Annotated in this window: 9 protein-coding genes; 7 read left to right on the top strand and 2 right to left on the bottom strand. The window is 64.9% G+C overall.

What is annotated here, in order from left to right; all coding sequences use genetic code 11:
- Positions 1–2,774, top strand: a 2,774-nt coding sequence (locus tag L979_RS08910) for an AAA family ATPase (protein ID WP_047691789.1), incomplete at its 5' end; no start/stop codon positions are given.
- Positions 2,775–2,804: 30 nt separating this feature from the next.
- Here the strand turns inward: L979_RS08910 and L979_RS08905 are convergent.
- A complete protein-coding gene (locus L979_RS08905) occupies positions 2,805–3,989 on the bottom strand; it encodes a Fic family protein (protein ID WP_047691786.1) in 1,185 nt (394 codons plus the stop codon).
- 98 nt (positions 3,990–4,087) lie between these two features.
- On the bottom strand, positions 4,088–5,392 hold the full coding sequence (locus tag L979_RS08900; RefSeq protein WP_231559478.1) for an MFS transporter: 1,305 nt from the start codon (positions 5,390–5,392) through the stop codon (positions 4,088–4,090).
- A gap of 98 nt (positions 5,393–5,490) precedes the next feature.
- Here L979_RS08900 and ftsY point away from each other — a divergent pair, with 98 nt between their 5' ends.
- From ftsY to L979_RS08870, 6 genes are all read left to right on the top strand, one after another.
- Positions 5,491–6,645, top strand: a complete 1,155-nt coding sequence (ftsY, locus tag L979_RS08895) for a signal recognition particle-docking protein FtsY (protein WP_231559477.1) — start codon at positions 5,491–5,493, stop codon at positions 6,643–6,645.
- Between the two features lie 170 nt (positions 6,646–6,815).
- Complete coding sequence (locus tag L979_RS08890) at positions 6,816–8,120, top strand: ammonium transporter (protein ID WP_047691795.1); 1,305 nt, start codon at positions 6,816–6,818, stop codon at positions 8,118–8,120.
- A gap of 51 nt (positions 8,121–8,171) precedes the next feature.
- Positions 8,172–8,510: a P-II family nitrogen regulator gene (locus L979_RS08885; RefSeq protein WP_047691783.1), complete on the top strand. Its 339-nt coding sequence runs from the start codon at positions 8,172–8,174 to the stop codon at positions 8,508–8,510.
- 180 nt (positions 8,511–8,690) lie between these two features.
- Positions 8,691–9,329, top strand: a complete 639-nt coding sequence (locus tag L979_RS08880) for a GtrA family protein (protein ID WP_052209717.1) — start codon at positions 8,691–8,693, stop codon at positions 9,327–9,329.
- A gap of 137 nt (positions 9,330–9,466) precedes the next feature.
- Positions 9,467–11,092: a signal recognition particle protein gene (gene ffh, locus L979_RS08875; protein ID WP_047691780.1), complete on the top strand. Its 1,626-nt coding sequence runs from the start codon at positions 9,467–9,469 to the stop codon at positions 11,090–11,092.
- A gap of 25 nt (positions 11,093–11,117) precedes the next feature.
- Complete coding sequence (locus L979_RS08870; protein ID WP_047691777.1) at positions 11,118–11,600, top strand: NUDIX hydrolase; 483 nt, start codon at positions 11,118–11,120, stop codon at positions 11,598–11,600.
- The last annotated feature ends 161 nt before the right edge of the window (positions 11,601–11,761 follow it).

Raw genomic sequence — 11,761 nt, 5'->3', positions numbered from 1 at the left:
CCGAGCGACTGGCCGAACAGGCCCGCCGCACCCGCGAGGAAGAACAGCAGATGCTGGCTCGGGTGGAGCAGGCCGTGGACACCTTGGCTGAGGCCATCCAGGACCGGGAGGACAGCGAAGCCGAGGCCAAACAGGCCGAGGCCGCCGTGAGTGCCATCCTGCGTGCCGCGGCAGATCGCCGCGAGGGCATGGCCAAACTCTCCGGTGGCGTGGGATCGGCGCGCTCGCGGGTTGAGGCAGCCGAAAACGAACTGCAGCGCCTACGGGAGACCGTGGGGCAGGCCGCGTTGCGCCGGCAGAAGGCTTCCGGTGAAGTGGATGCCTTGCGGGTTGCCGCCGATGACACGGCGCAGGCACTGGAACGTGCCCGGGACTCACGGGAGCAGACCGTCGAGGCCTTTGAAGCCGCCCGTGATGCCGCGCGGTTTGCAGACACCGCCAGGACGGAGGCACTGCGGGCCCATGACACCCAAGCAGCCCGCGCGGAGACCTTGCGGGCCTCGGTACGCCAGCCGGATGGATCTGATGTGGTGCGCAGCCGGGCTCCGGAATCCGTAGTGGGCGCTGTGGCTGAACTGTTGGCGGTGGAACCGGGCTGGGAGAAGGCCGTCACTGCGGCCCTGGGACCACTGGCCGAGGCGCTGGCAGTGCGGTCTCACACGGCGGCAGCCACCGCTTTTCAGGCACTGAGGGAGTCCGGGTCCGGCCGTGTCCATGTCCTGGTGGCAGGCACCGGGTCAGGTGAGGTGTCGGATGCTTTGCCACCGGAGATCCGTCGACTGGCCGGAACTGTGCCCGCCGTCGACGCCGTGCGCGCCACCACGGGCGCGGAGTCGGACGCCGCTGAGGCGGTGGCGCAGCAGGTGCGCGCGGAACTTGCCCGAACGGTCCTGGTCAACGACGCCGCAACGGGGTTGCGTCTGATCACCGAACACCCCCAGGTGCGTGCCGTGACCCGCCACGGCGATGTGTTTGCCCCCCACAGTGCGTGGGGCGGGGCCACGGAGGCCGCCGGTTCTGTGGAGACCCTGGCCCGTGCCGAGGAAGCTGAAACCCTGTTGGCGGAACTGGCCGCCACCTTGCAGGAAGCCACCACGGTGGCTCAGGCAGCCCACGGTGAACCCGATCAGCTGCGCCCCCAGGCAGAGGTTGCCCGCAACGCGTTCCAGGCGGCAGAACGCGAGCACCAGCAGGCACAGTCTGCGTTGTCCCGCACGGAGGCCGTGCTCACCTCAGCCCAAGCCGAATCCGAGCGATTCGACCGGCAGGTCAGCCAGGCACAGGACCAGGTTGCTGCCCACCAACGCGCCCTGACGGAGGCCGTGAACCGGCTGGAGGCCGCGCAGGACACCACGGATGCAGAGGCTGATGAACAGCGGCATCTGCAGGCCGTGGCCACCCGGGATGCCGCCCATGACGCGGCATCCAAGGCTCGCACTGCCGAGACCGAGGCCAGGTTGGCACTGCGCTCGCTGGAAGAACAGGCGCGTGCTCTGGGCAACCGTGCGCATTCCCAGGAGCGGGCGGCTGCCGCGGAACGGCGGGCCCGGGAGGAAGCCGCCCGGCGGGCAGAACGGCGGCGTCTGCAGGCGCGCAATGCCGAAGCCGTTGTGGCGGCGGTGGGCCAGATTCTGGTGCGGATCGATGACTCCGTGGACCTTGCGGAGTCCGAGCGGGCGCGCGCAGAGCATCTGCGCGCGCAGATTGATGCCGAACTGCAGTCCGTGCGCACGGCCAATGACTCCCTGGCCACCAAGGTCCATGAGCTCACGGACAGCGTTCACCGGGACGAACTGGCGCGGGCGCAAAAGCGTGCATGGATCGAAGCACTGGAGACCAAGTCCCTGGAGGACCTGGGCCTGACCCCGGATGACCTGGTGGAGAACTACGGGCCGCATCTGCTGATTCCGGATGCCGATGCCGTGCTGGAGGCGGCTCAGTCCCGGGATGAGCGGGCGGCCGCGGCCGCGGTTCGGCGTGAGCTGGAAGCCGAACGGGACGGGATCGACCCGGCCGAGCTGAAACCTGCCCCACTGGAACCGGAGGGCCGTGACAGGCAATCACCGGACAGCGACGACGGCCACCACGCCCCGCCCGAGGACCTCATGGGCAGGCCCTACGTCCGTGCCGAGCAGGAAAGGCGGCTGGCCGCAGCAGAGAAGGACCTGACCAAACTGGGGCGGGTCAACCCGCTGGCCCTGGAGGAATTCGCCGCCCTGGAAGAACGCCATTCGTTCCTCTCCGAGCAGCTGGAAGACGTCAAGAAGTCGCGTGCGGATCTGCGCCAGATCATCAAGGACGTGGACGAGCACGTGGAGAAGGTTTTTGCCGAGGCCTGGCATGACGTCGAACGTGAATTCACCGGTGTGTTCGCCACGCTGTTCCCCGGTGGTGAAGGGCGCCTACGACTGACCGATCCGTCCGACTACCTGACCACGGGCATTGAGGTGGAGGCCCGTCCCGCCGGCAAGAAGATCAAACGGCTTTCCCTGCTCTCCGGCGGTGAGCGCTCCCTGACGGCCATTGCCATGCTGGTGGCCATCTTCAAGGCCCGGCCCTCACCGTTCTACGTCCTGGACGAGGTGGAGGCAGCCCTTGATGACCGCAACCTGGGGCGATTGTTGACCATCATCCGGAAGCTGCAGGAATCCTCACAGTTGATTGTGATCACCCACCAGAAGCGCACCATGGAAATCGCCGACGCCGTCTACGGGGTCACCATGCGCGACGGCGTGACCACCGTGCTGGGACAGAGACTCAAAGAACTGCGGTGACGTGCTCGACGGGCCACCCACAAGGAGCCGTCAGGTGCGGTCCCTGCGGCCGGTCCGGGCAGCGAAGGCGTCGATGGCCTGCAGGACCTCGTCATTGCGCCAGAACGGTCCGAGCTGGTGCTCGGTCTCGTTCTTGAGGATTCCGGCCTCGACCAATGCGTTCAACGGCGGATAAACGTTGGGTTGTTGCACACCCAGGGCTTGAGCTGCAGCTGCCGAGTTGAGCACGGGGCGTTGGGCGATGACGTCCAACAACTTCCAGGCATTGCTGTTCTTCCGCGCGGTCAAACGATCATCCCAGCTCTTCCGGATCGCTTGGATCTCGGCAACCAGTCGGGAAGCATTCGCCACCGCGCGCAGGGAGGCGTGGGCGAAGGCGTCGATCATGGGAGCGATCTCGCCGTTGCGGTAGGCCGTCAGCGCCGCGTGGTAGCCGCGGACGTCAGCCAGAAGGCCCGCGGACACGGGAACGGCAACGTTGCGTGTCACGCCGTGGCGACGCAACATCGATTGGGCGATGGCCCGCCCGGTTCTTCCGTTGCCGTCCGTGAAGGGATGGATGGTCTCGAACTGTGCGTGGGTGATCGCCACGGAGACCAGAGCAGGCATGTCCGTGCGGAGCCCGAACCTGACCAGGTCCTCGATCAGTTCGGGAACCCGCTCGTGACCGGGGGCCACGTAGTCGGCTCCGGCCGGTGAGTCGGAATGGGTCCCGATCCAGACCGCCTCCTGCCGCCATTGCCCGGGAGCGTGGCGTGGTTGAGAGGCCAGCAGGGTGGCGTGCACTTCCAGTATTGAAGTGGACGAGAAGTCACCGGCAAGTTCAAGGGCGGCTTGGAGTGCCCTGGTGTTACCGGCGATCAGCTCCGCGTTGCGGCTGCGCTTGGCGCCGAGCTCGGCGCTGAGGATGAATCGAGCGCTTGCGTTGAGGTTTTCGATCTGTGAGGACGATGATGCTTCCGAGCGCAGCAGGACGGGGGCCGATGATGCGATGCTGCCGCCCTGAGCAGCGTCAAAACGGGCCAGCTCCTTCTCCGCCTCGAGCGCCAACTGGGTGGTGCGGGAGTCCAGGTTGGGCTGGAGAGCACCGATGTGCGGCGGGACGGCGGCACGATAGGTGAAGGGATGCGTGGCCGCGCCGGCCCTGGGGAAGACCGAGGCAGCGGGGTGCCAGGTGAGTTCCTCGTACTGCAGTGCGGGCCATGAAGCAGCCAACGGTTTCCCCTCACGGTTGCGGTGCAGCGGATCAAGTCATAATCCGCACAGGGCAACTTTATGACTTTCGGCGAAAGTCATAAAAAACTGTTCGTTGATTATGACTTTGGGCCCGGAGCCGGGGCGTCGTCGTCCTCGGTGCCGTCCCGTACGGGAACTTGCGGGATGGAGCCGGTGGGCACGGCGTCGACGTCCTTGCGTTTGGTGGTGTCCGTGACCGGAATCCAGGCCAGAGCGGCCAGGATCAACATGAGTCCGGACAGGCCGAACGCCCAGCCGAAGCCCGTGGCGTCCACGATGGCACCGGCGGCAACGGGGCCCACGATCTGCCCGGCGTCCATGGACATCTGGAACCGTGCCAGGACCTGACCACCTGAGCGGTGCGGCCCCACCACGTCCGCCACGGCGGCCTGCTGTCCCGGGTTCAGGGTCCCGGAACCCACGCCGGCCAGGAACGATGCCACGGCGAACAGGTACACGTTCTCCGTGACCCCCACCACGATGGTCATGGCGCCGGCCACCACCAGACCCGTGATGACCAGCGGCTTACGGCCCAGCTGATCAGCCAGCCTCCCCGTGAAGGTCAGTGCCACCGCGGAGCCTGCAGCGTAGATGGTCAAGGCGATACCGGAAAGCACTGGACCGGCACCAAAGGCAGCAGCCACCAACAGTGGCACCAGCGCCACGCGGATGCCGTAGGAGGTCCAACCGTTGGCGAATCCAGAGACCAGTGCTGCCCGGTACGGACCGAACTGCCACGCCTCCCGGAACTCCATACGCGGCTGCGCGGCCCGGGACGCCCTGTCTCCCAGGGCCTCCGGGGCAATGCGACGGAAGACCACGGCGGCGGCAATCAGAATGGCCACACCGTAAATGATGAACGGTGCCCGCAATCCGATCCCGGCCAACAAACCACCGATCACCGGACCCAGAATGCCGCCGATCAGAAACGTGGAACCGTACAGACCGGAGATTCGGCCGCGCTCGCTGACGGGGGAGAGCCGCACGATCAAACCCATGGCAGAGACAGTGAACATGGTGGACCCAACGCCGCCCAGACCGCGGAAGAGCAACAACTGCCAGTAGTTCGCAGCGAACGCCGTGGCAAAGGAGGACAGCGCCACAATCACCAAACCGGTCAGGTAGGTCCGACGCTCACCGATCTTGTCCAGAATCCGTCCGCCGGCCGGTGCAAAGATCAAGCGGCAGAAGGCGAAGGCTGAGATCACCGCGGAGGCCGCAGCCACGCCAACGTTGAAGCTGGACGCGTACTGGGGCAGCACGGGAACCACGATGCCGAAGCCGATGGCGATGGCAAAGGCCGCTGCAATCAGAACCTTGACTTCCTGCGGAATCGGTTCCTTGGGCGTACGCGGTTCGGTGGAGCGTCTGGTGAGGGGCACGCGAGCAGTCTAGGAGGGGGATCCTCCCGGGCCTCTCGCGTTCGCCGGAGGCCGATCGCCACGTGCGCCGTGGCCTCCGGCCGTGATGCAATAGCCATGTGGACCAGATACCCGTGTTTGTGTACGTGATTGTTGCCGTTGTCATCCTGGCGATCCTGGGATTCGTGCTGCTGCGCGGCCCCAAGGCACCTCCGGGTGGCTACGAGTCCACCCGTGACGCCGATGATCCCGCCCCCGGTGGCAGTGGGGATTCCAACGACGACGTCGCGCCCACCGCCACGGAAGATGTGCCGGCTGCGACCACCACCAAACGCAAGGTGGACCGCCCGGAATCCGTCTCCTCCCGTATGGCGCGTCTGCGCGGCCGGTTGTCCAAGTCCAACAACTTGTTCGGCCGTGGCCTGCTGGCGCTGCTGTCCCGGGACCGGATCGATCAGGACGTCTGGGACGAGATCGAAGAAACCCTGTTGTTGGCCGACCTGGGTTCTGAGGCCTCCATGGACCTGGTGGAGGCGCTGCAGAAGCGGGTCAAGGTTGAAGGCACCCAGGATCCCGTCCGGGTCAAAGCCATGTTGCGGGAGGAACTGCTCACGGTGGTGGATCCCACCATGGACCGCTCCCTGGCCATTGAGCGCAAGGACCTTGCTCCGGCCGTGATGCTGGTGGTTGGTGTCAACGGCGTGGGCAAGACCACCACCGTGGGCAAGCTGGCCCGTGTGCTGGTGGCAGAGGACAAGGACGTCGTGCTGGGTGCAGCGGACACCTTCCGTGCGGCGGCGGCCGATCAGCTCCAGACCTGGGGCAACCGAGTGGGTGTTGTCACGGTGCGTTCGGAGACGGAAGGCGCGGATCCGGCGTCGGTGGCTTTTGACGCGGTAAAGGTGGGCATTGAGGCGGAGTCCGACGTCGTGCTGCTGGACACCGCAGGCCGATTGCAGAACAAGGCCGGGTTGATGGATCAGCTGGGCAAGATCAAGCGCGTGGTCTCCAAGGCGGCAGAAGTTGACGAGGTCCTGCTGGTGATCGATGCCACCACCGGGCAGAACGGCATGGTTCAGGCCAAGGTCTTCTCCCAGGCCGTGGATGTCACCGGCATTGTGCTCACCAAACTGGACGGCACGGCCAAGGGCGGCATTGTGATGGCCATCCAGCGTGCACTGGGTGTACCGGTCAAGCTGATCGGCTTGGGGGAGGGCCCGGATGACCTGGCACCTTTTGACCCCGAACAGTTCGTGGACGCTCTGCTGGACTGAAGTCCCCACCAGTGGCGACACACGCCCGTCACACAATCACAACTGTGGAAACACCACCGCAACACTGAATTCCGGGACAGGAAACATCCCCACCCTTGAATGCTGGTGAATCAATCACCGCGGTCCAAGAGCTCACTCGGACCGGAATGAAGGGAGGCAGCGTGGATCAGATCACGCTGACAGCTGCAGATGTGTGGACCGTGGTGGCTTCGGCCCTGGTCTTGTTCATGACGCCTGGCCTGGCGTTGTTCTACGGCGGCATGACGCGCGCCAAAGCCGTGTTGAACATGATGCTGATGAGCTTCATCTCCATCGGGATGGTCACCGTGGTGTGGGTGTTGTGGGGCTACTCGATGTCCGGCGGGGATTCCATCCTGGGCGGCCTGGTGGCCGATCCCACCTCTGCCTTCGGCTTGACCAACCTGATCGGCACCAGTGACCTGCTGGGGGCTGCTTTTGGAGCAACCTTTGCCATCATCACCGTGGCCCTGATTTCCGGTGCCATTGCCGACCGCGCCAAGTTCGGTGCCTGGGCCGTGTTCGTCCCCATCTGGGCCACCCTAGTCTACGCCCCACTGGCCTTCATGGTCTGGGGCGGGGGCCTGCTGACCGAGGACGGTGCGATCGGCTCACGCTTTGGTGAAGCCATCGACTTTGCCGGTGGTCTGGTGGTGCACATCAACGCCGGTGTGGCCGCCGTCATCCTCATCCTGGTGGTGGGAGCACGCCAGGGCTTTGGCAAGGACCCGAACCAGCGCCCGCACAACCTCCCGCTGGTCATGCTGGGTGCTGCCATCCTGTGGTTCGGATGGTTCGGGTTCAACGTGGGTGCGGCCAGTTCCCCGGAACAGGCCGGACTGATCCTGGTCAACACCATGGCGGCTCCGTCCGCGGCCATGCTGGGCTGGTTGTTGACCGAACGCATCCGTGACGGTCACGCCACATCCCTGGGCGGTGCCTCCGGCGTGGTGGCAGGCCTGGTTGCCATCACCCCCGCCTGCGCCAACGTTTCCCCTGTGTGGGCCATGGTGCTGGGGTTCGTGTCCGGCATCTGCTCCGCCATTGCCGTGGGCTTCAAGTACCGCCTCAAGGTGGATGACTCCTTGGACGTGATCGGCGTTCACCTGGTCTCCGGCCTGGTGGGCACCATCGCCCTGGGATTCGTGGCCCTGCCCTCTGAGGGCACGGCCGGATTGTTCTACGGCGGCGGCTTCGGACTGCTGGGCACCCAGATCTTGGCGGTGGTGATCTCCGTGCTCTACTGCGCTGTGATGACCACCGTGATCGCCCTGGTGATCGACAAGACCATGGGCTTCCGCATCACCCAGGAGGAAGAGATCCAGGGAATCGATGTCACCACCCACGCCGAGTCCGGATACAACTTGGCAGGCGATGCCGCCGGTTCCTTCCTGCCCCGCACCACCACAGGTGCCTCGATCCGCCCCAGTGAAACAGGTGCCGGGTCTGCGCACTGACGCGCCCTGACCTGCCGAATCACCTGATGCACCAACTGAGATAGGAACCTCATGAAGCTTGTCACAGCAATTGTCCGCCCAGAGAAGTTCTTGAACATCAAAACGGCTCTGGAGGACTACGGCATCCAAGGCATGACTGTCCAAAACGTCCACGGATACGGTCAACAGCGTGGCCACACGGAGGTCTACCGCGGTGCCGAATACACCGTTGACCTGCTGGAAAAGACCCGAATCGAAATCCTGGTGGAGGATTCCCAGGAGCAGGACGTGGTGGGCGTGCTGGTGGTTGCCGCCAACACCGGCCGCGCCGGCGACGGAAAGGTCTGGGTCACAGACGTTTTCCAGGTAGTTCGCGTCAGGACCGGAGAACGCGGGGAAAGTGCCGTCTGACAGGCTGTTTTGACGGTCATGACCACCACAGCGGTGGGCCCGGGTGAACCTCCGGGCCCACCGTCGTCGTCAACATCACACGCTTCTTCCCATCAGCAAGCTTGTTCTTCCCTAGACTTTTCGGGCAGTGACAGATTGCGCGTGGAGGCACCAGGCGCGGGTGAAAGGTGAATCCGGATCGTGACTGGATGGAAGCAGAACGCAACGGCGCTGCGTGAGAAGTACAGCCGCCAGATGCGTTTCCTGGCCGTGGGTGGCACGTGTTTTGTGTTGACCGTGGTGCTGAACTTCGCCCTCAAGTGGACGGTGCTCAGCAGCAACCCCACCACCTCCATGATCATCGCCACCACCGTGGCCAGCATCGTGAGCTACCACCTGAACAAGAAGTGGACGTTCTCCGAACAGGGCAGCCACAACTCGGGGCTGGAGATGTTCCTGTTCGCGGTCGTGTGTGGAGTGGGGATCCTGCTCAACAGCGCCCCGGTCTACATCTCCCGCTACGTGATCGGTCTGGAAACCCCGGCCTACAGCCTGCTAGTACAGGAGACCGCTGACTTCATTGCCGGTCCCATCCTGGGCACGGCCATCGCCATGATTTTCCGGTGGTGGGCCATGGACAAGTTCGTCTTCCCCAAGGTGCGCAAGGTGGTTGTGGCAGAACCGGCCGGGATGGATGAACAAGGCCGTCAGCTTTACGTGGCCACAGTGACTCCGTTGAACACTGCGGAGATCCGCATCCAGAAGGCCCGTGCCACCGCACCGGCTGCAGCAGCGGTGTCCGCCACAGAATCTGAAGACGCCCAGCGCATCTCTGCCTGATTCGAATCCGAATCCGCCAGGACCTGTGAAGGTTGTTAACCTGGTGCATTGTTGCCCACCAAGGCACTGGGGCCCGACCACATGTCGGCCCGGTGGTGGTGTGGCACCCCTGACCCGTACCGCACAGCGAGGAATCCGTGTTCAACTCCCTCTCCGATCGCCTGACAGCCACGTTCAAGAACCTGCGGGGCAAAGGCAAACTCACTGAGGCTGATGTTGATGCCACCGTGCGGGAGATCCGCCGCGCGTTGTTGGACGCCGACGTCGCCGTGCCCGTGGTCCGTGAGTTCACTGCCGCCGTCAAGGAACGTGCCTTGGGGGCTGAGGTCAATGAGGCCCTGAACCCTGCCCAACAGATCGTCAAGATCGTCAACACCCAGCTCCAGGAGATCCTGGGTGGGGAGACCCGCCGGATCCGGATGGCAAAGTCCGGGCCCACGGTGATCATGTTGGCCGGTCTGCAAGGTGCTGGTAAGACCACGCTGGCCGGCAAGCTCGGCAACTGGCTGAAGGCCCAGGGCCACCGCCCCCTGTTGGTGGCTTCTGACCTGCAGCGGCCCAATGCCGTGACCCAGTTGCAGGTGGTGGGTGACCGTGCAGGTGTTCCGGTGTGGGCACCGCACCCCGGCACCACCTCTGAGTTCGACGACCCCACGGGCGATCCCGTGCAGGTGGCCCGTGACGGTGTGGCCCATGCGCGCGCCAAGCTCTTTGACGTGGTGATCGTGGACACCGCCGGTCGTCTGGGCGTGGACCAGGCGCTGATGGCGCAGGCCCGTGACATCCGTGACGCCGTGGATCCGCAGGAAGTCCTGTTCGTGATCGACGCCATGATCGGTCAGGACGCCGTGCAGACCGCCCAGGCCTTCAACGAGGGCGTGGACTTCACGGGCGTGGTGCTCGCCAAGCTCGACGGCGACGCCCGCGGTGGTGCCGCCCTGTCAGTCGCCTCCGTGACGGGCAAGCCCATCATGTTCGCCTCCACCGGCGAGGGTGTGAAGGACTTTGAGCAGTTCCACCCGGACCGCATGGCCAGCCGCATCCTGGACATGGGCGATGTTCTGACCCTGATTGAGCAGGCCGAACAGAACTGGGACCGGGCCGAGGCCCAGAAGATGGCCCAGAAGTTCGCCGATCAGGAGGACTTCACCTTTGACGACTTCCTGGTTCAGATGCAGCAGCTCAAGAAGATGGGCTCCATGAAGAAGCTGCTGGGCATGATGCCCGGCATGGCCGGCATGCGTGAACAGATCGAGGCTTTCGACGAGTCCTCGATCGGCCGCATCGAGGCCATCATCCGCTCCATGACCCCGCACGAACGTGCCGCTCCCAAGATCCTCAACGGCTCCCGCCGCGCGCGTATTGCCAAGGGTTCCGGTGCCACGGTCTCTGAGGTCAACCAGCTCATGGAGCGGTTCATGCAGGCCCAGAAGATGATGAAGAAGATGGCCCAGGGCAAGGGGATTCCGGGAATGCCCGGCGGTATGCCCGGAATGGGCGCAGGCGCCGGTGGTGGTGCGGCCATGCCGGGAATGGGGGGCATGCCGCCCATGCCCGGAATGGGTGCCGGTGGCAAGGGCAAGGTCAAGAACGCCAAGGGCAAGAAGAAGGGCTCCCGTTCCGGCAACCCGGCCAAGCGTGCGCAGGAGAATGCAGCCGCCACCACCAAGCAGTCGGTGGCCGGTTCGGCCTTCGGCGCACCCGCCCAGCAGGAACCGGATCTGAAGGATCTGCCCAAGGGTTTTGAGAAGTTCCTGAAGTGACAACACGGAAGGTCAGCGCGGCGCCATGAGTTCCCATCTGCCTGAGGACGAGCTGAAGACATTCATCGATTCCTTGCCAACTCGCCGTTTGGCTTCGGCTGCAGTGATCCGGGATGAGGCCGGGCGAGTTCTGTTGGTTGAACCCAATTACAAGGACGGGTGGACTCTGCCCGGCGGCACCACCGAGGCCGGGGAGGACCCCCGGACCGGCTGTTTCCGTGAAGTGCTGGAGGAAGTGGGGCTGCAGCTTCCGGAAGGCCGCCTGCTGCTGGTGGCGCACGGGATTAATCAAGGCATCTGGGGAGACTCGGTCTCCTTCTTGTACGACGGCGGTCAGATCCCGTCCAACACCACCATCACGGTCCAGGAGGAGGAACTGCTGGGTCATGCCTGGGTGGATCCCCAGGATCTGGACGGCTACCTCTCACCGCGCGTGGCGGACCGCGTCCGTTCAGCCATCAACTGCATCGCCGATGGCACCACGGTGGAAGTCGGATCCCTGCACTGAGCCGACACCCAGAGCCCCCGAGTACCATGACCGGCATGACCACGCCCTCCCACCTTGCCGGATGGAACATTCTGCCGTTGGCCGTCCGCATTGACGGTGCCCAGCCGTACTCACTGCCAGGCGATCTGCCCGCAGTCACGGAAAAGCCCGCCGAGTTGGTG

The sequence above is a fragment of the Kocuria sp. ZOR0020 genome (assembly GCF_000800955.1).
Classification (GTDB): domain Bacteria; phylum Actinomycetota; class Actinomycetes; order Actinomycetales; family Micrococcaceae; genus Kocuria; species Kocuria subflava.
This window is presented reverse-complemented; position numbering and strand designations above follow the sequence as displayed.